This window comes from Micromonospora sp. NPDC004704 (assembly GCF_053601675.1).
Window position 1 is genome coordinate 141038 of the sequence record NZ_JBSGCD010000011.1, and the last position, 24326, is coordinate 165363.

Annotated in this window: 10 protein-coding genes; 5 read left to right on the forward strand and 5 right to left on the reverse strand. The window is 71.8% G+C overall.

Translation table 11 applies throughout. The annotated features are described in order from the left end of the window. Positions 1-60: 60 nt before the first annotated feature. Positions 61-3414 (reverse strand): glycosyl hydrolase family 95 catalytic domain-containing protein, encoded by a 3354-nt coding sequence (locus tag ACWEFB_RS17785; RefSeq protein WP_452286676.1) that lies wholly within the window; start codon positions 3412-3414, stop codon positions 61-63. Between the two features lie 271 nt (positions 3415-3685). Between ACWEFB_RS17785 and ACWEFB_RS17790 the strand changes: the two genes are divergently transcribed. The 3 genes from ACWEFB_RS17790 to ACWEFB_RS17800 all read left to right on the forward strand — a co-directional run bounded on the left by ACWEFB_RS17790 (position 3686) and on the right by ACWEFB_RS17800 (position 7376). Beyond that, positions 3686-4597, forward strand: coding sequence for an aminoglycoside phosphotransferase family protein (locus ACWEFB_RS17790; RefSeq protein ID WP_452286678.1), 912 nt, complete (start codon positions 3686-3688; stop codon positions 4595-4597). 286 nt (positions 4598-4883) lie between these two features. Continuing rightward, a complete protein-coding gene (locus ACWEFB_RS17795) occupies positions 4884-6320 on the forward strand; it encodes an acyl-CoA synthetase (RefSeq protein ID WP_452286680.1) in 1437 nt (478 codons plus the stop codon). 129 nt (positions 6321-6449) lie between these two features. Continuing rightward, a complete protein-coding gene (locus ACWEFB_RS17800) occupies positions 6450-7376 on the forward strand; it encodes a DUF2726 domain-containing protein (protein WP_452286681.1) in 927 nt (308 codons plus the stop codon). A 10-nt stretch (positions 7377-7386) separates the two neighbouring features. Here ACWEFB_RS17800 and ACWEFB_RS17805 read toward each other — a convergent pair whose 3' ends face one another. From ACWEFB_RS17805 to ACWEFB_RS17820, 4 genes are read right to left on the reverse strand one after another with little or no spacing between them, the layout of a single operon-like run. Beyond that, the gene (locus ACWEFB_RS17805) at positions 7387-11859 is read right to left on the reverse strand and encodes a non-ribosomal peptide synthetase (RefSeq protein ID WP_452286683.1); all 4473 of its coding nucleotides are present in this window, start codon (positions 11857-11859) and stop codon (positions 7387-7389) included. Then, positions 11856-15341, reverse strand: a complete 3486-nt coding sequence (locus ACWEFB_RS17810) for an amino acid adenylation domain-containing protein (protein ID WP_452286685.1) — start codon at positions 15339-15341, stop codon at positions 11856-11858. The genes ACWEFB_RS17805 and ACWEFB_RS17810 overlap by 4 nt, the downstream gene beginning before the upstream one ends. 59 nt (positions 15342-15400) lie before the next feature. Further along, positions 15401-18556 (reverse strand): non-ribosomal peptide synthetase, encoded by a 3156-nt coding sequence (locus ACWEFB_RS17815; RefSeq protein ID WP_452286687.1) that lies wholly within the window; start codon positions 18554-18556, stop codon positions 15401-15403. After that, entirely contained in the window at positions 18553-21678 is a 3126-nt protein-coding gene (locus tag ACWEFB_RS17820) for an AMP-binding protein (RefSeq protein ID WP_452286689.1), read from the reverse strand. The genes ACWEFB_RS17815 and ACWEFB_RS17820 overlap by 4 nt, the downstream gene beginning before the upstream one ends. Positions 21679-21940: 262 nt before the next feature. On the opposite strand from ACWEFB_RS17820, the gene ACWEFB_RS17825 reads away from it, so the two are divergent. Together ACWEFB_RS17825 and ACWEFB_RS17830 are read left to right on the forward strand one after the other, a co-directional pair. Next, positions 21941-22156: an MbtH family protein gene (locus tag ACWEFB_RS17825; protein ID WP_326558933.1), complete on the forward strand. Its 216-nt coding sequence runs from the start codon at positions 21941-21943 to the stop codon at positions 22154-22156. Positions 22157-22163: 7 nt separating this feature from the next. After that, complete coding sequence (locus tag ACWEFB_RS17830; protein ID WP_452286692.1) at positions 22164-24266, forward strand: HAD-IIIC family phosphatase; 2103 nt, start codon at positions 22164-22166, stop codon at positions 24264-24266. Positions 24267-24326: the final 60 nt, after the last annotated feature.

Sequence of the window (24326 nt, forward strand, 5' to 3'; positions counted from 1 at the left end):
GGCTCCCGGTACGGGAGGCGGCAGGAGCCCTGTGTGCGTACTGCTGCTGCTGGGTGGTGGTTAGCCGAAGGCGCGAGCCTGCCAGCCGACCACCTGGTCAGCGGGGAGTGCCGTCGGGAAGATGGCCACCCGGTCGAGTTCGCCGGTCAGCCGCTGGCCGCCGTCCTGGTCTGCGGCGAACCGCAGCTCCCGGGTGGCGCAGCCGATGATGCCGCCGTCCGGGACCTTCGCCGTACCAGCCACCTGGCCGTCGACGTAGACGGTGATCGCGCCGTCGTCGGCCATGGTGATGACCAGATCGAGGAACCGGCCCGTGGGCAGGGTCGCCGTGGTGGTGACGCCGTTGCCGGCGCCGATGAACCGGACCTGGTTGCTCGGCGTCAGGTCGATCAGGATCCCGTCGGTGCCCGGGTTGCCGCCCGGCTGGGAGTCGAACAACCGGCGGTAGCTGCCGGTGGTTGTCACCTTCACCTCGGCCGCGAACGTGGCCGTGTTCAGGTAGCCGAGCGTCGTCGGGGTCGTACGCAGGTAACGCTGGCCGTTGAGCGCCAGCGCGCTGCCGGTGGGGCCGGCGGCGACGTACTCGGCTCCGGTCTGGACCGTCGCGGTACGCCCGTTGGGGGAGCGGTCGGCGATGGTGTTGCCCGAGCTTGGATCCCAGGCGACGAGCGGGTTGGCCGGGTTCGGCACGTCGCACGGCGGCGGGATCGGCAGGGCGATCGAGGTGCTGGCGGTGGCCCGCCAGGCGTCGTTGATCAGTCGTGCCTCGATCCGGTTCGGGCCCGCCTCGGCTTCCCGAGTCGGTGCGACCGTGAACGTGTAGACCTGCGAGTCTCCGGGGCGGAGCTTCGGCGTGGCGATCTGGCCGGGCCGTACGGTCCAGCCTTCCGGCACGGCGAGCTTGACCGAGGAGGCCGGGACTGTGGTCGTACCCGATGCCTTGATGGTGACGGTGACCGGCGCGGACTGGCCGACCTCCAGGGTGGCCGGCGCCGCGATGGCGATGTCGACCTGGGCGGTGGCGACGTAGGTGTGGCCCTTGACGGCGTCGAAAGTGATCTTCTCGCCGCCACCGGTGGTGGTGATCTTCCGTCCGCTGGCCGCGTCCACCAGCGTGTACGGGCCGGTGAACATCGAGTTGCGCAGGCTGACCTTGCCGGCGCGACCGGTGGTCACCTTGATCTCGTCGGCGGCACCGCCGGACCAGCGTACGTCCACGGTGTTGTCGCCCTGGGCCCGCAGGCCGCTGACGGAGCCGTTGGCCCACTTGCTCGGCAGCGCCGGCAGGACCTGGATCTCACCGGTTTGGCTCTGCAACAGCATCTCGGCCATGCCGGAGGTGGCACCGAAGTTGCCGTCGATCTGGAACGGCGGGTGGGTGTCCCACAGGTTCGCCAGGGTGCTGCCCTTGAGCTGCTCGCTCAGCATCTTGTGCGAGTGGTCGCCGTCGAGCAGCCGGGCCCAGAAGTTGATTTTCCAGGCCTTGCTCCAGCCGGTGCCACCGTCGCCGCGCGCGGTCAGCGACACCTTGGCCGCCTCGGCGATCTCCGGGTTCTTCGTCGGGGAGATCTGCGAGCCCGGGTGCAGGGCGAACAGGTGCGACACGTGCCGGTGGGTGTCGGTCGGGCTGTCCAGGTCGAGCTTCCACTCCTGGAGCTGACCCCACGAGCCGACGCGGATGCCCGGGTCGAGGTTCGCCAGGGCGGCCTTGACCTCGTTGCGGAACGCGCCGTCGCCACCGAGGATGTTGCCGGCCTCGATGGTGTTGGTGAACAGGTCCCAGACGATCTGCTGCGACATCGACGCACCGGCGGTGAAGTCACCGTTCTCCGGCGAGTAGCTGGGGGAGACCACCAGCTTGCCGTCGCGGGGGTCGACGACCAGCTCGTCCATCCAGAACTGGGCCAGCTCCTTCATCATCGGGTAGGCCCGCTCACGCAGGAACTTCTCGTCCTTGGTGAACTGGTAGTGCTGGAAGTACGACTGTGCCAGCCAGGCGCCCGCCTCCGGGAACCAGAACGACTGCGGGTAGTTGTGCAGGCCGGTGAAGCCCCACGGGTTCGTCTCGTTGTTGACCACCCAGCCCCGGTTACCGTAGATCTGCTGGGCGGTGACCTTGCCCGGCGCCACCATCGCGTCGACGTAGTCGAACAGCGGGGCGGTGGTCTCGGAGAGGTTCGTGACCTCGGCCGGCCAGTAGTTCATCTGGAGGTTGATGTTGACGTGGTAGTCCGCGTCCCAGGGCGGGTTGGTGGAGTTGTTCCACACGCCCTGGAGGTTCGCCGGCAGCGACCCGCCCCGCGACGAGGCGACGAGCAGGTAGCGGCCGTACTGGAAGAAGAGGCTCTCCAGCGCGCGGTCCGCGGCGGCGTTGCCCTTGTCGTAGCCGCTGAGCAGCTCGTCGGTCGGGATGTTCGGCATCACCTGGCCGAGGTCGAGGTTGACCCGGTCGAACAGGGCCTTGTAGTCGGCCTGGTGGGCGGCGAGCAGCTCCGCGTACGACTTCGCCGAAGCGGTGTCGACCCGACCGGTGACCGCCGCGTGCGGGTCGGTGCCCCGGTAGGTGGGGTAGCGACCGGCGTAGTCGGTGCCGGCCGCCAGGACCAGGGTGGCCGAGTTGGCGCCGGCCACGGTGACCGTGCCGTCGGTTCCGTCGGTACGCGTCCCGCCGTCGTTGTTGACCTGGATCTGCGACTCGTACTTGAGCTTGTTGTCGTTGAGCGCCCCGGCGAAGGTGATCCGGCCGCCGGTGGCAGTGGTCGTCTTCGACCGGTTGTTCGCCGCCGTCACCCCGGCGGTGAAGCCGATTTTGCCGGGCTGGTCGGCGCTGAGCCTGACCACCAGCACGTTGTCCGGGTTGCTGGCGAAGTACTCGCGGGTGTAGCGGACACCCTCGTCGACGTAGGAGACCTTGGCGAGCGCGGTGCCGATGTTCAGCTCGCGCCGGTACTCCTGGACCGTGCCCGGGTCCTCGGTCAGCCGCAGCGACAGGTCACCGAAGCTCTGGTAGGAACCGAAGCTGCTCTTGGGCTGGCCGAGCTTGTTCGCCACCTCCTGCGGGGAGATGCGCCCGTTCTGGTTGATCAGCGCCTGGATGTCGGCGATCGCGTTCGGCCGGGGCGAGGTCCAGTTGCCGAAGTTGTAACCGGGCGCGCCCGGTCCACCGGTCCACAGGGTCTTCTCGTTGAACTGCACGGTCTCGGTCGCGACCCGACCGAAGATCATGCCGCCGAGCGCGCCGTTGCCGATCGGCAGCGCCTGGGTCTCCCAGTCGGCGGCCGGTTCGTCGTACCAGAGGGTCAGCGGGTCGGCGCCGGCCGCGAGGGGCGCGGTCTCCGGGGCCGCCAGCGGCGTCGGCCCGGCAAAGGCCGGGACGGGTACGGCAACCGCCGCCGCCAGCACACCAGCGAGCATCGTACGGGGGAGAAGTCTTCTTCTTCGGGGGTGGAGTATCAACGGGGTCTCCGGAATCATCCGAGGTACATGGTGGTGGTGCTCATGTCTTGGTGGATAAAAGCGGACTAATGACAGTAAGGTGCCGCACAGGCATCGGATGTTTAATCGGCAGGTTACGGATTGAACATCGAGGAAACAAGCCCCGCGGTCGGCCGAACGGTAAGGTCCACACTCGACGTCACTCCGGACACCCGCAACCGGTGGCAGGATTCGCGGCATGTTCCGCGAAATGACCATCCCGCCCGTCTTCCGGCGCAACGTCAGCGAAGTGTGGGGTGACGACGGGCAGCGCTGGCTCGCCGAGCTGCCGTCACTGGTCGCGGCCGTCGCCCACGACTGGGACCTCGACGTCGGCGACCCCTACACACTGAGTTTCAACTGGGTAGCCCCGGTCTGGCGCGGTGACGGATTGGCTGCCGTACTGAAGCTCGGGGTGCCCGGATCCGACCACCTCTTTGACGAGGCGGCGGCGCTGACCTCCTTCGACGGGCGCGGTGCCGTACGCCTGCTCGACCGGGACGCCGAACGGGGAGCGCTCCTGCTGGAACGGGCCGCACCCGGCACCCAGGCCAGGGTGCTCGTACCCGAGCGGGACGAGGAGGCGACGGCCGCGTTCGTCGCACTGACCCGGCGACTGCACCGGACCCCGCCGGCCGACTGCCCGGTGCCCGAACTCGTGACCCGTGGCGAGGCGTTCGCGGCCCACCTGCGGCGGTATCCGGACGACCGGGTGCTGCCCCGGCACCTGGTGGAGCGGGCCGGGCGGCTCTTCGACGAGCTGTGTGCCAGCGCCACCGAACGGGTCGTACTCCACGGCGACCTGCACCACGACAACATCCTCCGGGCCGACCGGGAACCGTGGCTGGCCATCGACCCGCACGGGGTGGTCGGCGACCCCGGATCAGAGGTCGGCCCGTGGCTCTACAACCCGGACCCCGCTCGGCGGGACGATGACCTGCTCGCCCTCGTACCCGCCCGGATCGAACAGCTCGCCGACGGGCTGGCGCTTCCGCTCGAACGGGTGATCGCCTGGGGCTTCGTGCTCTGCGTGCTCTCCGAGGTGTGGGACGCCGAGGGCGGTGCCACGGGCGGCGGTCGGGCCCTGGACGTCGCCCGGCAACTCCTGCCCCGACTCCGGTAGTGCTCGTCGCTCTCCGTGGGCGACCGTCACCCGGCCGGGAGGCATAACGCGTAATTCCCTTACATCGTCTTTGATGTTCCTACATCGAAGAAGGTGTACGAGTCGAAGGCGTTGGTTTTCCTGGAGCGCCATCCGCCGCGCAGGCAGCACTACCGGCAGCCGCTCCCGGATGTGAACTACGCTCTTGCCAGTTGCCCATCCCACCTGGCTGCGGCGAAGCACAGTCGGGGACAACCCGCCGACTGTCCGTGCCACCGTCAGTCGAAGCGGCGAGGAGTGTCGGTCGGTGCTGCTGGACGCCCTGCTCACGGAAATCTCCGACGACTCCGACGCGCTGGTGGTCGCCGGGCGCGGGCTGTCCCGCCACGACCTGATCGGCTGGGCGACGGCGGTCGCCGACGACATCCGGGGCGCGGGAATGGTCGCGGTGCACGCCACCCCGACGGTCGAAACCGTCGTCGGAGTCCTCGCCGGGCTGATCAGCGGCGTGCCGGTGGTGCCGCTCCCGCCGGACTCCGGCCCGGCCGAACTCGCCCACCTGCTCCGCGACTCGCGCGCCGACCTGGTCCTCACCGAACGGCCCGACCTGCTCGACAACCTGCCCGGCGGCGAACGATCCGCCCTGCCGGCTGGGGCATCCCGCCCGGCGGTGCTGCGGATCGGCCGGACCACCCGGTCCAACACCCGGTATCCCGAGCCTCCGCCGGAACGGACCGCGCTGGTGCTCTACACCAGTGGCACCACCGGGCCCCCGAAGGGCGCCCTGATCAGCCGTGCCGCGATCGCCGCCGACCTGGACGCCCTCGCCGACGCCTGGCAGTGGGCGCCGGACGACACTCTCGTGCACGGGTTGCCGCTGTTCCACGTACACGGGTTGGTGCTCGGGGTGCTCGGGCCGCTGCGACTCGGCTCCCGGCTGGTACACACGGGCAGACCCACCCCGGAGGCGTACGCGGCAGCCGGTGGGACGCTCTACTTCGGCGTACCGACGGTCTGGTCCCGGATCAGTGGTGACGAGAGTGCTGCTCGGGCACTGCGCTCGGCCCGGCTGCTGGTCTCCGGCAGTGCGGCCCTGCCGGTGCCGGTCTTCCACCGGCTCGCCGCCCTGGCCGGACAACCGCCGCTGGAGCGGTACGGGATGACCGAAACCCTGATCACGGTCAGTGGTCGGGCGGGCGGCGAACGGCGTCCGGGGCACGTCGGCCTCCCGGTGACCGGGGTACGGACCCGGCTCGTCGACGACAACGGCGCGATCGTCCCGCCCGACGGCGAGTCCATCGGCGAACTCCAGGTGAGCGGGCCGACCCTGTTCGACGGCTACCTGCGCGCCGACGGTGGTCCGGCGGGGATCGGGGCGGGCGGGTGGTTCGCCACGGGGGACGTGGCGGTGATCGGGCCGGACGGGTGGCACCGGATCGTCGGCCGGGCCTCCACCGACCTGATCAAGAGCGGCGGTTACCGGATCGGCGCCGGTGAGGTGGAGGACGCCCTGCTGGCGCACCCGGCGGTGGCCGAGGCAGCCGTCGTCGGCACCCCGCACGCCGATCTCGGCGAGCAGGTCACCGCGTACGTGGTGGCGGACGGGGTCGACGGCCAGCAGCTCATCGACTTCGTGGCCGGGCAACTGTCCGTACACAAGCGTCCCCGTCAGGTGCACCTGGTGGACCAGTTGCCCCGCAACGCCATGGGCAAGGTCGCCAAGAAGCTGCTCGGGGCCGGCTGACCAGGGATCGTACGGCGGGTTGCGAACCTGCCGCCGCCCGTACGGGAGAGGATTTCTAGCATGGTTACCGGCTGTCCACCCGACCCGCGGTGGACGGCGTCCCGGCTGCGACACTTGGGATCGACATACATGGTAGACACCGGCATCGACGACGATCTATGGCTGCGTCCGATCTTCCCCCCGGCCGAGTACGCGGCCCGCGTCGCCCGCGGGGAAGCGTTCGAGCGGGGCGGCTGCGTGGTGCAGCCGGACTGGAAGCTCAGCCAGATCACCCGCCGTCGTCCGCCGGGCATCACCGCGCACCAGTGGAGCTCCGCGATCCGTACGCAGTTCGCGTTTGTCGTCGGTGACCAGCGCAGCGTCGCCCCCACCTTCGCGGTCGAACTGAGCGCGAGCGTCGGCCGTGGCCCCGAGGCCAGCCGGGACGACCGGATGACCAACGCCGTCTGCGCCGCGGTCGGCCTGCAACTGCTGCGGATCGAGTCGCCGACGCTCGGTGACGGCGGCAACGGGCGCCGGATCCTCGACTACGTCCTCGACGCCCGCGCCTTCGGGGACGTCACCGGAGCGGACGACGGCGACCCGACCGACCCGGCGCCGCAGACCTACCGGGACATCATCGGCCGCCTCCCGGACGGCCGCAGCGGGTACGTCAACGACCTCGGCGCCGTTGCCCGCTCCGCCGCCGTCGACGCGTACGCGAGCCGCCAGGTCTTCGACCCGATCATCCGGAGCCTGCACGTGAGCTGGGCGGACGGCCCGGCCGAGGGCTGGGCCTGGCTGGAGGTGCGGGCCGACCAGTTCTTCTTCGAACGGGTCCGGGTCTGGCAGCACGGCTTCTCCTGCGGTGTCGACCCCGGCAAGCTCGCCGAGGACCTGGCCGCGGCGGCGATCGGCGAACAGCTCAAGCGGCTCGGCAACGACGAACCCGTGCTGTACGCCCGCGAACAGCTCGGCCGGGACCTGACCGAGCTGCGGTTGCGCCAGGACGAACTGGCGACCGACTTCGCCTTCGCCCACATCTCCTTCGAGCAGCCGGTCGACGCCGAGGTCTAGCCGCAGGCGGTCAGCCGGGTCCGGGCAGGAATCCGGTACGGACGAAGAAGTCGACATACCGCCCGAGCAGTACGCGATCGGCCGGTGGGCAGTGGATTCCGGCCGATGCCACCGCCCGTTCGGTGCCGGTGCAGTCGAACGTCGGGTGCTCCCGGGGACCCATCGTCGGCGGCAGCCCCGCCAGGAACGGGCCGAGGCCGATCTCTGCCGAGTGTTGTGCCGCGTCGACCACCTCGGCGTACCAGCGCTCGTACGGCAGGGACCGGACCGGGTAACCCCGCTCGCGCAGGACGTCGACGATTTCCGCGTACCCGATGGTCCGGGGGTTGTAGAAGTGAAAGTCGCGGCCGGCGGTGTCGGCGCGGCGGGAGAGGTGCCCGATCGCGGCGGCGACGTAGTCGACCGGGGCGAGATCTTCCTCGAAATCGAGCGCCGGTACGGCTCCCACCTGGACAAACGTCTTCAACAGGCGGCTGAGGTAGTCGTCGGTGTTGCCGGCACCGGTGCCGGCGTGGCCGGTGACCCGCGCCGGCCGGTGGATCGACACCGGCAGCCCCCGGTCCCGAGCCGCCTGCACCAGCCGGTCCGCCACCCACTTGCTCTCGTTGTAACCGCCCCACAGCCCGTCCGGCCGGTCCGGCGGATCGGCCTCGGTGAGCGTCCGTGACCCGTCCACCGGGCCGAGATAGACGCCGAGAGTCGACACGTGTTGTACGGCGCTCACCCGGCCCAGCCCGGCCAGCCGCAGCACCTCGACCGTTCCGCCCACGTTCGCCGGCTTCAACCGCTGGTACGGATGCACGAAATGCACCGCCCCACCGTTGTGGTAGATCACGTCGAGTTGTGCACCGAGGGCGGCGAAGGCCGGTGCGGACAGTCCCAGTCGCGGTTGCGTCAGGTCACCGAGGACGGGGACGATTCTGGCCGCGTACTCGGGGCGCCAGAGTCCGTACCGGCGCAGGTTGTGTTCCGCCCGGACCATGGCCGCGCCGACCGAACCGGCCCGGACCAGGCAGTGCACCTCGGCGGTGGTGTGCCGGAGCACGTCGTCGAGGAGGAACGCCCCGAGGAACCCGGTGGCCCCGGTGAGCAGAACGTGCGCCGGATCATGGTCGGCCGGCGGAAGCTGCCCGAGATCGGCGCAGACGTCGTCCGGCAGCACGGCCTCGGCCCACAGGTCGACCCTGTCCGCCTTCGCGGGGGTGACGACCGGACCGGGCGTAGCACTGCCGGCGAGGGCGGAGTCGATGACGGCGGCGAAGGTGTCCAGGTGCGGGGCGTCGAAGAGCGTACGCAGCGGCAGTTCGACACCGAACTCCCGGTTGATCCGGGCCAGTAGCGGGGCGGCCAGCAGCGAATGCCCACCGAGGTCGAAGAAGCCGTCCCGGGCGCCGACCCGGTCCCGGCCCAGTGCCTCGGCCCAGATCGGGGCCAGCCGGGCCTGGGTCGGCGTACCAGCCGGGACGAACGGGTGCGCAGATTCGGGATCCGGTGCCGGCAGCCGGCGGTGGTCGACCTTGCCGTGCGCGGTCAGCGGCAACCGGTCCAGCGGCACGAACCCGGCCGGCACCAGGAAGTCCGGCAACCGGCCCCGGAGGAACGTACGCAACTCGTCGGGATCCGGTACGGCGGCACCCGCGCGCGGCACCACGTACGCGACCAGGCGCTGGTCACGGGCCACCACCACGGCCTCGCCGACCAGGGGATGCCGGCCGAGCACCGATTCGATCTCGGCCGGCTCGATCCGGTAACCCCGGATCTTGAGTTGCCGGTCCACCCGGCCGAGGAACTCCAGCTCACCGTCGGCGCGTACCTTCGCGAGGTCGCCGGTGCGGTAGAGCCTCGCCCCCGGTGTGCCGGAGAACGGGTCGGGTACGAACGCCCGTGCGGTCAGCTCCGGGCGGCCGAGATACCCACGGGCCAGGCAGTCACCACCGAGGTACAGCTCACCGGGAGTGCCGACCGGGCGCAGCCGACCGCCCGGATCCAGCACGTAGACCCGTACGTGCGGCAGCGGTCGGCCGATCGGCAACTCGTCCGGTGCCGCGATCGTGGTGCCCGGTTGGCCGGCGACGTGGACGGTGGCGCAGACCGTCGCCTCGGTCGGGCCGTAGTGGTTGAAGAATTCGACCCGGCCACCGGTCAGGCGGTTCCACTCGGCGACCCTGTCGGCAGGCACCCGTTCACCGCCGACCATCATCACGGTCAACGGGAGGTCGGCCGGCACCTCATGACCGGCGAGATCGTCCACCCAGCGTTGCCAGAGCGCCGAGGGAGCGTCGACCGCGGTGATCCGTTGTGTGACGCAGAGGTCCAGCAGGGCCGGTCCGGTGAGCGCGGCCGGCTCGGGGTGGACAACCAGGGCCGCGCCGCTGATCAGCGCCGGGAAGATGTCACCGACGGAGGCGTCGAAGGTCAGCGGGGGGATCATCAGGATCCGCTGTCCGGGACCGAAGCCGTGCACGTCCCGGAACGCCACCGCGAACCTGGTCACGGTGTCGTGCGTGACCATCACGCCCTTCGGCCGCCCGGTCGACCCCGAGGTGTAGATGACGTACGCGAGCTGGTCCGGGCGCCGCGTTGGTGGGGGAGGGGCGTCGGCCGGGGCGGGGGTGGTGTCGTTCACCCGGATCACTGTGCCGGCGAAGGTGGCGACGGTGTCCGCGTACGGGCCGGCGGTGAGCAGGACGGTGGCATCGGCGTCGGCGAGCAGGTCGACCAGCCGTTCCGGCGGGTGGGTCGGGTCGAGCGGCAGGTAGGCGCCACCGGCCCGGAGGATGCCGAGCAGCCCGGCGATACCCGCCGGACCGGCCGGTAACACCAACCCGACCGGGACGTCCGGCCCGACACCGGTCGCCCGCAACCGTCGGGCGATCCGGTCGGCCCACCGGTCGAGTTCGGCGTAGGTGACCGAACCGCCGTCGCCGTACACGGCCGGGGCGTCCGGCGTACGGGACGCCTGCGCCGCCACCAGGTCGTCGACGAATCCCGGTTGCACAGGCGGCGGGGGCGAAGGATGCAGGCCACCGAGCAGGAGCTGCCGCTCGGCATTGGTGAACAGGTCCACTTCGGACAGCTGTCGGTCGGGTGCGGTGGTCAGCAACCGCAGGGCCTGCTCGAACCGGTCGACCAGTCGTTCGACCGTGGTTCGGTCGTACAGGCCGGTGTTGTGGTCGAGCTGGCCGGTCAGCCGGTCGCCGCCCGCGTCCACGACCAGGGTGAGGTCGAACCGGGCGGTGCCGTGCCCGATCCCGGCCGGTCGGGCGGTCAACCCGGACAGGGTGAGCCCACCGGCCGCGTCGCCGCCGCCGGAGTTGAGGACGAACATCACCTGGAACAGCGGATGGTGGCCGGCGCTGCGGTCCGGGGCGACGATCTCGGTGACCCGTTCGAGCGGGACCTCGCGGTGCCCGAGCCCGCCGACGCAGGTGAGCCGGACCCGGTCCAGGACCTCCCGCAGCGTCGGGTCACCGGACAGGTCGGTCCGCAGGGCCAGGGTGTTCACGAACATCCCGACCATCGTCTCCAGCTCCGGCAGCGACCGGTTCGCCGCCGGTACGCCGACCACCACGTCGGACTGGCCGCTCTGCCGGGCCAGCACCACCGTGAACGCGGCCAGCAGGACCGTGAACAGGGTGCAGTCGGTGTCCCGGCGCAGCCGCTCGGCGGCCACGGTCACCTCCGCCGGCAGGGCGAACCGGACACTGCCGGCGGGCGCGTCGACCGGTGCCGGACGCGGCCGGTCGGTGGGCAACTCCAGCAGGGCGGGCGCGCCGGTCAGGTGTTCGCGCCAGTACGACTCCTGCGCCCGGAGCACCTCCGGATCACGGTCGGCCAGCCAGCGTACGTAGTCGGCGAACTGGACCGGCAGCGGTGCCGGCGCCGGCTCGCGGCCGGTGACCAGCGCGTTGTAGGTGGCGGCCAGGTCACCGGTGAGCAGGTCGAGGGAGACGTCGTCGCAGACGATGTGATGGAAGACCAGCAGCAGGAGATGGTCGTCGGGCGCCAGCCGGACCAACGTCCCCCGGACCAGCGGTGGTCGGCCGAGGTCGAACGGGCGGGCCAGCTCGTGCCGGGCCAGCCGCAACAGCCCCCGCTCCCGCGCCTCGTCCGGCAGGTCACCGAGGTCCACGACCGGTAGCGCCACCACCACGTCCGGGTCGTCGGCCGGCCGGATCGCCTGCACCCCGTGCCCGTCCCGGTCCACGAACGCGGTACGCAGCGGCTCGTGCCGCCGGACCAGCCGGCGCAACGCCTCCGTCAGCGCCGACACGTCGGGCACCCCGTCGAGCCGGTACGCGGTCGACATCAGGTACGCCGAGTCGCCCACCCCGAGCCGGTCGAGGAACCAGATCCGCTGCTGTGCGGGGGAGAGCGGCAACTCCGGTCCCCGTGGACCGGGACGGATGGTCTGGCTCGCGGTGAGCGCGATACCCCGCCGCGCCAGCAGGACGGCCAGCAGCTCGTCGGTCCGCCCGGTCATCCGGCCCCACCGTCGCCGAGAAGCAACGCCACGTCCTCCGGTGACATCGCCTCGATCTCCGCCCGTACCTCGGCGATGGCGGTGACCTGACCGGGGACCGGTTCCAGCTCGATCAGCGCGGCGGCCAGCCCGGCGGCGGTCGGCGCGTCGAACAGCACCCGCGTCGGCGCCGCCAGTTGGAAGTACGCGCGCAGCCGGGACAGCACCCGTTCGGCCAGCAGCGAGTGCCCGCCGAGGGCGAAGAAGTCGGTGTCCACCCCGATCGGTCGTACGTCGAGGACCTCCTCCCAGATCCCCACGATCGCCGCCTCGACCGGCGTACGGGCGGCGACGTACGGGGTGGAGTCGGTCGCGCCCCAGGTCGGCGCCGGCAGGGCGGCCCGGTCCAGTTTGCCGTTCGGGGTCAGCGGCAGAGTGTCGAGCAGCACCAACGTCGCCGGGATCAGGTACGCCGGCAGCCGCAACACCAACCGGGGTTGGAGCAGGCTCCAGAGCTGGGCGGCGTCGGTTGCCGCCTCCGGCACCACATACGCGACCAGCCGGGCGTCACCGTCGCCGCCGTCGGTCCAGGCGGCTACCGCCGCGTCCCGTACGTTCTCCTGCTCGCGGAGCACCGACTCGATCTCGCCCAGCTCGACCCGGAAGCCACGGATCTTCACCTGTTGGTCGCCGCGCCCGAGGAACTCGATCCGACCGTCGGGCAGGTGCCGGGCCAGGTCACCGGTGGCGTAGAGCCTGCCTCCCGGCACGTCGCCGAACGGGTCCGGGACGAACCGCTGCGCGGTCAGCCCCGGTCGACCCCGGTAACCACGGGCCACGCCCGCCCCGCCGATGTGCACCTCACCGGTGACCCCCACCGGCACCGGCTGTCCCCGCCCGTCGAGCAGGTAGATCCGGGTGTTCACGATCGGCGGCCCGATCGTCACCGGCGCCGAACCGGCGGATGGCTCCGGGTCGACCACCCCGGCGGCGGACCAGACCGTGGTCTCGGTCGGGCCGTACACGTTCCAGAGGGTCCCGCCGGACAGCCGGTCGGCCAGGTCGCGGGAGAACGCCTCGCCGCCGCAGAGCCGGTGCCGTACGGAGGTCGGCAGTTCGCCGGCCGCGAGCAGCATCCGCCAGGTCGCCGGGGTGCCCTGGAGGACGGTCGCGTCACTGGACCGCGCCCGCGCCAGCAGCGCGGCGCCGTCGACGACCTCCGCGTTCGTGGCGACCACCACCCGTGCCCCGGACACCAGCGGCAGCAGCAACTCCAGCACGGAGATGTCGAAGGAGAGGGTGGTGACCGCGAGCAGCCGGTCGGCCGGGGTGAGCGCGAGCGACTCGCCGAAGGACAGCAGCAGGTTCCCGACCGAGCCGTGGCTGACCTCGACCCCCTTCGGTCGACCGGTCGAGCCCGAGGTGAAGATCGTGTACGCGAGCTGGCCGGGGTGCGGGTCGGCGGCTGGCGGACCGTCCGGCAGTCCGTCCAACTCGGCCCGATCCCGGTCCAGGCGGACCAGCTCGGGGACCGCGTCGCACAGCTCGCCCATCCGGTCGGCCACACCCTGCTCGGTCACCAGGACCCGGACGGCCGCGTCGTCGACCATCATCCGCAGCCGGCCGGCGGGGAAGGCCGGGTCCAGCGGCACGTACGCGCCACCGGCCCGCCACACGCCGAGGACCGCCACCAGCAGGTCCGACGTACGGTCCAGGCAGATACCGACCGGGGTCTCCGGCCCGACCCCGCCGGCCCGCAACCGGTACGCGAGCTGGTTCGCCCGCCGGTCGAGTTCCCGGTACGACAGCACCTGATCGTCGGCCACCACCGCGACCGCCTCCGGATAACGGGCACAGGCTCGGGCCCAGAGCGCCGGGAAGGTGGCCGCCTCCGGCGGCACGTCCCGGGTCGGCCCCTGCCAGTCGACCAGCGCCCGCTGCCGATCCGCCGGAGTCAGCAGTGACAGGTCGCCGAGCCGTTGCCCCGGATCGGCCGCGATCCCGATCAGGAGCTGACGGAACCCGGCGGCGAGCCGTTCCACGTCGGCGGCGTCGAAGACCTCGGTCCGGTACGAGAACGTCGCCTCCAACCCACCGTCCGGCTGCGGCACCGCGACCAGGGTCAGGTCGAACAGCATGTCGTCCAGTTCGCTGTCCCACCAGCGCACGTCCAGCCCGGGCCAGTCCGGCCGGGAACCCTCGGAGAAGTTGTGCAGGATCAACGCGGCCTGGAAGAACGGGTGCCGTTGGGCGTCCCGCCGTGGCGCCAACTCCTGCACCACCAGGTCGAACGGCACACTCTGGTACGCGAACCCGTCGATGACCGTACGGCGTACCCGGGCCACCGCCTCGGCGAAGGTCAACTCGGGATCGAGCCGGGTACGCAACGCCAGCGGGTTGGCGAAGTAGCCGATCAGCGGCTCCAGCTCCACGTGCGTACGGGCGGCGACGAGCGTACCGACGGTGACATCGCTCTGGCCCAGGTAGCGGGCCAGCAGCGCCTTGAGCGCGGTCAGCAGGGTCACGAACGGGGTGGTGCCCCGGGTCGCGCCGGCCGCCGCCCGCAGCCCGTCGAGCAGTTCCGGACCGATCGGGAGGCTGACCTTGCCACCCGTACCGGCACCGGCGCCGTCACCGGGCTGGTCGCGTCGGCGGGCGATCGGCAGCTCGGGATCGACGCGGGGTGCGGAGAGCTGTCGGCGCCAGAACTCCAACCCGTCGGCCAACTCGCCTTCGTTGAGGGAATCGTGCTGCCAGTGCGCGTAGTCGGCGTACTGGATCGGCAGCGCGGGCAGCGGCGGACCGGCGGCGGTCGACGTGCCGGGTCCGGACTCGGGCGTCGACAGTCGCCAGGTGTAGAGGGCGGCCAGTTCGCGCAGCGCGTTGCCGATCGACCAACCGTCGATGGCGATGTGGTGGCTGGTCATCATCAGCACGTGGTCGTCGTCGGCCAGCCGGTACAGGGTCGCCCGCAGCACCGGCCCGGTGGCCAGGTCGAACGGCACCGCGAAGGCGTGCCGGGCCAGCAGGCGGGCCTGCGGCTCCCGCTCGGCGACCGGCAGGTCACGCAGGTCCACCTCGGGCAGCGGGACCGGCTCCGGCGGCCGGACGAGCTGACGCGGCGCACCGTCGGCGCCGAGATAGACCGTCCGCAGGACCTCGTGCCGGTCGACCAGGTCGGTGAGGGCCAGACGCAGGGCGGCGACGTCGAGCCGACCGCCGAACCGCTGGGACATCGACACGTGGAAGGACGGGTCCAACGGGTCGAACTGGCTGGCCAACCACATCCGCTGCTGCCCGGACGAGCAGGTGAACAACTGGTCCGGCCCGGTACGCGGCAGCCGGGCGATGACCGGCTCGGTCACCGCCGCCAACCCCCGCTGGGCGAGCCGGCGGGCCAGCAGGGCCTGCCGCTGCGGCGACAGCGCGACCACGCTCTCCAGGTTGGTACGCGACGCCGGTGCCGTCGATGTGCCGGCGTCAGGGTCGGCGGTGGATGGCACGACTTTGCCTCCTCGTTGGACGGTGCGATCGGTGGTGGGTTCCTGCCGCGTTCCGGCCGCTAACTCGCCGCTGGTGTCGACGTCGCGTACGCGGCGACCAGGCCGTTGATGGTCGGCGAGTCGAAGAAGACGTGCAGGGGCAGGTCGATGCCGAGCTGTCGGCGCATCCGGGCGGCGATCTGGGTGACGGTCAGCGAATGCCCGCCGAGGTCGAACAGGTCGTCGTCCGGGCCGATGTCGTCGATCCGCAGCACCTGGCGCCAGATCTCGAAGATCTCCCGTGCCACACCGGTGTAACCCGGCTGGCTCTCGTCCACCTGGTCCGGCCCGGTGCCGGTGTCGGCGGGCGGATCGGGCAGCGCCCGCCGGTCGAGCTTGCCGTTGCCGGTCAGTGGCAGCCGGGGCAGCTCGACGAAGAGGTTCGGCAACAGGTACGTCGGCAGCGTCCCGCCCAGGTGCTGGCGCAGCCGGGCGGGCGTCGGATCCCCGCCCCCGGCCCGCCGGACCACGTACGCGACCAGCACCGGCCCGGTCCCCTCCCGGTCGCGCAGCAGCACCGCGCAGTCGAGCACATCCGGGTGCCCGCCCAGGTGCGCCTCGATCTCGCCGAGTTCGACCCGGTAACCCCGGATCTTGACCTGGTTGTCGATCCGGCCGAGGAACTCGACCTCGCCGTCGTGCCGGTAACGGGCCAGGTCGCCGGTGCGGTAGAGCCGCGACCCGGCCGGCCCGTACGGGTCGGGGACGAAGTGTGCGGCGGTCAGCGCGGGACGGTTCAGGTAACCCCGGGCCAGTCCGCTCCCACCGAGGCAGACCTCGCCGGCGATGCCGACCGGGACCGGGTTCAGCCCTCCGTCGAGCAGGTACCGACGGGTGTTGGCGATCGGTTCGCCGATACCGACGGTGTCCACCGCCTCGGGCAGCTCCCCGACGGTGGACCAGACGGTCGCCTCGGTCGGGCCGTACAGGTTCCACAGCCGGCCCACCCGGTTACGCACCTCCCGGGCCAGGGCCGGTGGCAGGGGTTCGGCACCGCTGAGCCCGACCACGTCCGGCTGGTCGAACCCGGCGTCCAGCAGCAGCCGCCAGGTCGACGGCGTCGCGTGCACGTGGGTCACCCCGTGCTGGCGTACGAGTTCGTGCAGCGCGGTCCCGTCCCTTGTCTGGGCCTCGGTCGCCAGGACCATCCGGCCACCGGTAACCAGGGGCAGAAAGAGTTCCGGTTTGGACATGTCGAACGCGGCCGAGGCGAGCGCCAGCCAGCCGTGACCGGGTTCCGAGCCGAGCAGGTCCCGCATCCCGAGCAGCAGGTTCGCCAGCGCCCGGTGCTCGATCTGCACGCCCTTCGGCTGCCCGGTCGAACCGGAGGTGTAGATCAGGTAGGCCAGGTCGTCCGGGTGCGGCGGCGGAAGGTCGGCACCCGCGTGTCCCGACTCGTCGTCGGTGAGCGGTGCGACGGTGGGGCAGGAGTGGGACAGGCCGGTGGACGGCTGGTCGGTGACCAGGATCGTCGGTGCGGCGTCGGCCAGGATCGCGTCCAGCCGGGCGGTCGGGTGGTCCGGGTCCAGCGGCACGTACGCGGCACCGGCCCGGAGTACGCCGAGCAGGGCGACCGGCAACGCGGGTGTCCGGCGTACGAGCACGGCCACCCGGTCGCCGGGGCGGACGCCGTACCCGCGCAGGCGTGCGGCGAGCCGGTCCACGGCGGCCGACAGTTGCCCGTACGTCCAGGTCAGGTCGCCGGAGATGACCGCCGGATCGTCGGGTGCAGCCGCTGCCCGGGCGGCGAACAGCTCGGGCAGGGTGCCTTCTGTGCGGTGGCTCGGTGGCGTGCCGGTCGGTGCGGCGGCGCCCCGGTCGACCGGGGCGGGGCGGGACCAGGTGCTCAGCAGGTCGGCTTCGTGGGCGTCGAGCAGGGCGAGGTCGCCCAGCGGGGTGTCCGGTGCCGCCGTCGCGGCGGCGAGCAGGGTGGTGAAGTGCCCGGCGATCCGAGTCGCGTCGGCCCGGTCCAGGGTGTCCCGACCGTACTGGAGGCGCAGGGCGAGCTGCTCCGGGCTGTCGAGCAGTTGCAGGTGCAGGGCATTGCGGGCGGTGTGGTTGAACGCCAACCACTCGACGTCGGCGGTCAGCCCGGCGAACGGCGGCCGGCTGGGTCGCCGGCGGTAGCTGATCGACACCGGCGCCAGGGCGATCCGTGGTTTCACCCCGGCGGTGGCACGGGCCACCGGAACCGCCCGGAACGGGTACCGGTCGCGCAGCGCCGCCCGGGTCGCGGCGACCAGGTCACGGAACGTCTGCTCCGGCCGGGGTACGCCGGTGACCGGCACCTCGTTGACGAACAGGCCGACACACTCGCGGGTCAGCGGGGTACGGGTGCCGAGGTCCACCGCGACGGTCGGTTCGGTGTTGCCGTACCGGTGCAAAAGTGCCTGCACCGCGGCGAGCAGCACCTCGAACCGGGTCGCGCCGAGCAGGTCGGCGGTGCCGGCCAGCGCCACCCGCATACACGGGTCGAACAGGTGGTCCACGGTGTCGCCGGGCGCCGCCGCCGGCTGCTGGTGGCGCAGGCCCGGCAGGACCACCGGCGCCGGCTCGTGCCAGTGCCGCCCCCAGAACTCGCCGGCCGGGACCAGTTCGGCGGAGAGCCGGGCCGATTCGGCGCCGGCATGTTCGGCGTACGAGACGGGCAGCGGCGGCAGGTCCGGGGTACGGCCGTCAGCGAAGCCCCGGTACAGCTCGCCCAGGTCACGGACCAGGATGTCCTTGGACTCGCCGTCGAAGACGAGGTGGTGGGCGACCACCAGCAGCAGGTGCCGCTGCGGTCCCGAGGTGAACAGGGTGAACCGGGTCAGCGGCCCGTGCCGCAGGTCGAACGGCCGCAGTGTCTCCGCCCGGACCAGATCGGCGAGTTCCTCCTCCGCCTCCGGCTCCGGTGGTGGGACCGTGGTCAGGGTGACCCGGGGGCTGATCAGCGCCGGGACGGAGAACAGCTCACCGTCGTGCTCCTCGAACGAGCTGCCGAGGACCGGGTGCCGGGCCACCAGTGCCGCGCAGGCGTCGATCAGCGCCAGCACGTCGAGTTCGCCGTCGAGCCGGATCGGCACCGGCATGTGGTACGCCGAACCGGCCGTACCCAGCCGTTCGGTGAACCACATCCCGTGCTGGGCGGTGGTGGCCGGGCGCCGGTTGCGCCGGGGGATCTGCACCGTGGTCACATCGCCTCCGTCAGTTGGGACAGCCGCCGACCGGACCGGTCCGGTGCGTACGCGGCCAGCCGGACCAGCATCTCAGCCAAGCGCTCCATTGTGGACCGATCGAAGGCGTACGAGTTCCAGAGCAACCAGCCGGAGATCGACCCGTCCGGCTGCTCGAGCATCGCCAACTCCGGTACGCCCAGATCCGGTTCCCCGTTCGGGGTCGGCCAGTCGGCGTCCAGCGCACGCGGCAGCTCGAACGGCTCCGAGTCCAGCCCCGGAAAGTGGGTCACCCCGCCCCAGCTCTCGAACCGCAGCCAGGCGGAGTTCGGGAACCGGGGATAGAACTCGGCGTACGGGTAGTACTGGTGGTCGATCGCGTCCAGCGCGGTTCCGCGTACCCGGTCGAGCAGCTCGTCGAAGGTCGGGTCCGCGCGGGCGTCGATCCGCAGCAGCAGGGACTGCACCAGACAACCGAGCAGAGGTTCGAACTCCGGCCGGGTCCGGCCCGGCACCGGGGACATCAGCATGATCTCCGGCGCGCCGGTGAACCGGGACAGCACCGCCACCCAGGCCGCCGCGACCACCATGAACGTGCTCGCACCCCGGTCGCGCGCGAAACCGCGCAGCCGGTCGGCGGCCTCCCGGTCGAGCCGGAACTCCAGCGAGTCGCTGCGCAGCCGGACCGCCCGCCGCCGGCCCGGAAACGGCTCGATCCCGGTCGGTGCCCCGTCGAGCCGGCCGGACCAGAACTCGCGGGTCCGGGGCCACTGCTCGCGGGTCCACCGGACCGCCTCCGGGTAGGGCACCGGCAGCGGGGGCAGCGCCACCGGGCGGTCGGCGCGCAGCGCCGAGTAGACCAGCCCGAGTTCGCGCAGCAGCACCCCCATCGACCAGCCGTCGAAGACCAGGTGGTGCACGGCCAGACCGAGCACGTGGTCGTCGGCGTCGAGCCGGACCACCACCGCCCGGACCAGGGGACCGGTGGTCAGGTCGAAGCCGTGTTCCCGGTCGGTCCGGACGATCGTGGCGGCGTGCGCCCGCCGGGACTCGGCGTCCGCGCCGTCGGCCGCGACGATCGTCACCCTCGGCGGGCAGTCCGGCCGGACGTACGCCCGCTGCCCGCCCGCCCTGCCGGCCCTACCCTCGGCGTCGGCGAAGACCGTACGCAGTGACTCGTGCCGGCGTACCAGCAGGTCCAGGCTGCGCCGCAGCAGTTCGGGGTCGAAGTCGTCGAGGATCCGGATCGCCACGCTGATCGGGCCGACGTCACGGGGCTCGTCGGTGGCGTACATCCAGTTGAAGAAGTTCTCCTGCTGCGCGCTCAGCGGCACCTCGTCGTACGCCATGACGGTGTCCGTACCGGTCGGCTCGGCGGGTGCGGCCGGGGTGGCGTCGGCGAGCCACCGGGCCTGTGCGCTCAGGACCGGCTGGTCGAAGGCGAGCGACGCCGGTACGGCCACCCCGAAGCTCTCGGTGGCCAGGGTGGCGAGCTGGGTGGCCCGCAGCGAGTCCCCGCCGAGGGCGAAGAAGTCGTCGTCCCGCCCGACCTCAGCCGCCGACAGCACCCTGGCCCAGAGCGCACCGAGGGTCACCTCGGTCGGTGTCGCGGGCGGTGTCCGGTGCTCCGGTGCCGCGGCGGCGGTGAACAGTTGCCGAAGTTCGGTCTTGCGCAGCTTGCCGCCGTCGTTGCGAGGCAGCGCGTCGACCAGCAGCAGCCGGGTCGGCCGTTCGTGCGGGGCGAGCCGTTCGGCGAGCCAGACGCGCAGGTCGGCCGGCTCCACCGGGGTACGGGCGACCACCGCCGCCGCGAGCATCGTCCCCATCGTCGGATGCGGTACGCCCACCACGGCCGCGTCGGCGACCGCCGGGTGCTCGTGCAGGATCGCCTCGACGTGCGGGGTGGAGACCTTGAACGCACCGGACTTGACCACGTCGCTCTCCCGGTCGACGAGGTGCAGGTAGCCGTCGGTGTCCAGGTAGCCGAGGTCGCCCATCCGTACCCACCCGTCCCGGAACACCGCCGCGCTGGCGTCCTCGTCGCCGTAGTAGGCGCGGGGGAGGGTGTCCGAGCGGAGGTACACCTCGCCGACGGTGCCGGGCGGTAGGCGTACGCCGTCGGGGTCGCCGATCAGGAGTTCGGCCCCGGCGGCCGGACGTCCCAGCGCCGCCGGTCGGTCCGGGTCGAAGACCACGGTGGTGTGCGCCGGGGCGGCCTCGGTCGAGGTGTAGTTGTTGACGATGGTGGCGTCGGGCAGGGCGGCGCACAGCGCGCGGGCGACCGCGCCGGGCAGCGGCGCGGCGGTCGAGGCGAGCAGCAGCACACTGGACAGGTCGTGGCGTTCCGGGGCGCCGGTGTTGAGCAGCTCGATCGCCATCGCCGGCACGACGAACACCGTCCCGACCCGGTACTCGGCGACGAGCGCGGCAAACCGTTCCGGTTCGAACCGGGGCAGGACCAGCGCCGCCGGTTGGGCGGCGAGGGCGTGCAGCAGCATGGTCTGGGCGGCGTTGGTGCCCAGCGGGAACGCGTGCAGGAAGTGTCGCGAGTGGGCCAGCGGTCGGCGACGGGGGCGGGGGAGCAGGCCGAAGGTCAGGTTGGCGTGGCTGGCCGTCACTCCCTTCGGTCGTCCGGTGGTGCCGGAGGTGAAGATGATCTGGGCGAGGTCGGCCGGTTCGACCAGGCCGCCCACCGGTTCCGCCGGACCCCGGTCAAGCTCGTCCAGGGTGGCCGTCCATCCGTACCGTGGCCGGGGATCGCCCTCGGTGCCCTGGATCAGGCCGCTGGCCCCGCACTGGTCGAGCAGGTCCCGAAGCTGTGCCGGGGTACCGCGTTCGGGCAGCGGTACGGCGACCCCGCCGACCGAGGTGACCGCCGCGTACGCGACCGCGAAGCCCACCCAGTCGGACCCGTCGAACCGCAGGCCGATCCGGTCACCGCGCCGGACTCCCCGGGCGAGCAGCCCGTGCCCGACCGAGTTGGCGCGGGTCCGCCACTGCCCGAAAGTCAACCGGTCCGGCCCGCCGTCCGGTTCCCCCGAGTGGTCGACAACCAGGGCGATCCGGTCCGGTTCGATCTCCGCACGGGCATCGAGCAACGCCGGTACGGTCGTGGTGTCGGTGCGCACCGGATGGGTCAGCATGGCGCCCTCTCGTCTGCGTACCTGGTGCTGGTCGTCTGCCGCCCCCGCGTGGCACCCACCGTAACGAGCACTTCGTCGATATGTAATTAGTCCTAACAGTAGAGATCACTGTCCTAACAGTTGGGTTCGCTCTCGGGCGTTTTTCCGACCCGCCGACAGACACTTGACAGGCATCGGGCCGCAGTGAAAACGTGCACAGCCACAGCGATCCGTACCGATGGTCATGCCCCGTTCACCCCCTGGATTCGAGGCGGAGCAAGCGATGTACGACGAAGACGAGGACACCACCAGCTACGTCGTGGTGATCAACGACGAGGAGCAGTACTCCATCTGGCGCGACGGCACCCCGCCGCCGGCCGGCTGGCGCCAGGTCGGCAAGGCAGGCACCAAGCGCGAGTGCCTCGAGTACGTCGACCAGGTCTGGACCGACATGCGGCCGGCGTCGCTGCGCGCCCGGATCGCCGCCACCTCTGGATGACCCGCGCGTGCTGACGGTACGCGTCGCCGCCTCGTTCACCGCCGAACCGCTGGCCGAGGTGCTCCGGTTCTGGGCCGGGGAACTGGCGCTGCCGATGGCGGTCAGCTTCGCGCCGTACGGTCAGGTGTTCCAGCAACTGCTCGATCCCGATGGTGCACTGCGGACCAACCGCGACGGGGTCAACGTCGTCGCGGTCCGGTCCACCGACCTCGCCGACCCGGACGGGTTCGTGGCCGCACTGCGTGCCGCCGACCGGGAGACGACCGTCCCGCTGCTGCTCGCCATCTGCCCCGACCCGCCCGGCACCGACCCGAGGACGAGTGACGCCGCCGAGCGGGCGGTACGCGACGGCGTCACCGGCACCACCCACCTGCGCCTGCTCGGCACGGCCGACCTGACGCGCATCTACCCGGTCGACGAGGCGCACGACGCGTACGCCGACCGGCTCGGGCGGGTGCCGTACACGTCCGAGTTCTTCGCCGCACTGGGGACCGCGCTGGTCCGTACGGTGCACACGATCGTCAGCCCCCGGCCCAAGGTGGTCGTGGTCGACGCCGACAACACCCTGTGGACCGGAATCGTCGGCGAGGACGGGATCGGTGGCATCACCGTCGACCCGGACCGCCGCGCGCTCCAGCAACTCCTGGTCGACCAGCGGGACGCCGGCCGGCTGCTCTGCATGTGCAGCCGCAACAACGCCGCCGACGTCGACGCGGTCCTCGCCGGCCACCCGGACATGGTGCTCCGACCCGAACACCTCACCGCCGGCCGGGTCAACTGGCAACCCAAGTCGGACAACCTCCGGTCGCTCGCCGAGGAACTCAACCTCGGCCTGGACAGCTTCGTCTTCCTCGACGACAGCCCGATCGAGGTCGCCGAGGTCCGCGCCGCCCACCCGGAGGTGCTCGCACTGACGGTCCCGGCCGACGCGGGCCGGGCCCTGGCGTTCCTGCGACACTGCTGGCCGCTGGACACCGACCGGGTGACCGACGAGGACCGCCAGCGGAGCGCGCGTTACGAGCAGGAGAACCAGCGCCGGGCACTGCGCGAGAGCGGCATGTCGCTGGCCGACTTCCACGCCAACCTCGCACTGCGGGTCGACGTCACCCCGGCCCGCCCCGACCAGCACGAGCGGATCGCCCAACTCACCCACCGGATCAACCAGTTCAACCTCGCCCCCGTACGCCTGGACGTGCGCGACCTGCGCTCCGGTGACCCGGAGTGCCTGGTGGTGACCGTGGCGGACCGGTTCGGCGAGTACGGCCTGGTCGGCGCGATGCGGTACACGCTCGACGGCGACCTGCTGCGGGTCGACACGTTCCTGCTGAGCTGCCGGGCGCTCGGCCGGGGAGTCGAGCACCGGATGCTCGCCCACCTCGGCGAGCTGGCCCTCGACCGGGGTGCCACCACGGTCGAGCTGTCGCTCATTCCGACCGCCCGCAACGGTCCCGCCCGCGACTTCCTCGCCGAGATCGCCGCCGAGCCGGCCGACGACGGGACCTCCCGAGTGGCGGAACCCGACGGGTCGACCCGGATCGGTTACCTGCTGCCGGCGGGCGCGGCTGCCGGCGTACACCATCGGCCCGGCGGATCCGACCAGCCGGCGCGGCCCCCGGACGCCACCGACCGCCCACCCCTGGCGGAGCCTGACCGGCCGACCCCCGCAACAAACCGTGAAGCCTGGCGGGTGGTGGAGCGGATCGCCACCACCCTCGCCGACCCGTCCGCGGTCCGGGCGGCGGTCCTCGCCGGCCACGGCGCGCCGGCGGCGACGGGTGTCGAGGACCCGATCGAGGCCAGGGTGATGCAGATCTGGGCGGAACTGCTGGCCGTCCGACCAGCCACACCCGCGGACAACTTCTTCGCCCTCGGCGGGCAGTCCCTGCAACTGGTCCAGTTCATGGCCCGGGTACGGGAGGTCTTCGCGGTCGAGCTGCCGGTCGACCTGCTGTTCACCCCGGCGTTCACGGTCGCCGAGGTGTCCCGGGAGATCCGGCGGCGCCAGCTCGACGGTGCCGACGAAACCGAGCTGACCGACCTCCTGGCCGAACTCGACCGGCTCTCCGACGACGAGATCGAACTCCTGCTCGCCGAAGAGGACGCCCAGTAGCGGTCCCGAGCCTTGGGATGTGTCGGTGCCGTTCGGTAGAACGGGCCGGTGGACTCCAGC

What these genes read in the sequence shown, in the direction of transcription:
- ACWEFB_RS17805 (WP_452286683.1), bottom strand. Translation starts at nt 11,859, where the DNA reads ATGACCGGGCGGACCGACGAGCTGCTGGCCGTCCTGCTGGCGCGGCGG.
- ACWEFB_RS17800 (WP_452286681.1), top strand. Translation starts at nt 6,450, where the DNA reads ATGGTAGACACCGGCATCGACGACGATCTATGGCTGCGTCCGATCTTC.
- ACWEFB_RS17825 (WP_326558933.1), top strand. Translation starts at nt 21,941, where the DNA reads ATGTACGACGAAGACGAGGACACCACCAGCTACGTCGTGGTGATCAAC.
- ACWEFB_RS17820 (WP_452286689.1), bottom strand. Translation starts at nt 21,678, where the DNA reads ATGCTGACCCATCCGGTGCGCACCGACACCACGACCGTACCGGCGTTG.
- ACWEFB_RS17785 (WP_452286676.1), bottom strand. Translation starts at nt 3,414, where the DNA reads ATGCTCGCTGGTGTGCTGGCGGCGGCGGTTGCCGTACCCGTCCCGGCC.
- ACWEFB_RS17790 (WP_452286678.1), top strand. Translation starts at nt 3,686, where the DNA reads ATGACCATCCCGCCCGTCTTCCGGCGCAACGTCAGCGAAGTGTGGGGT.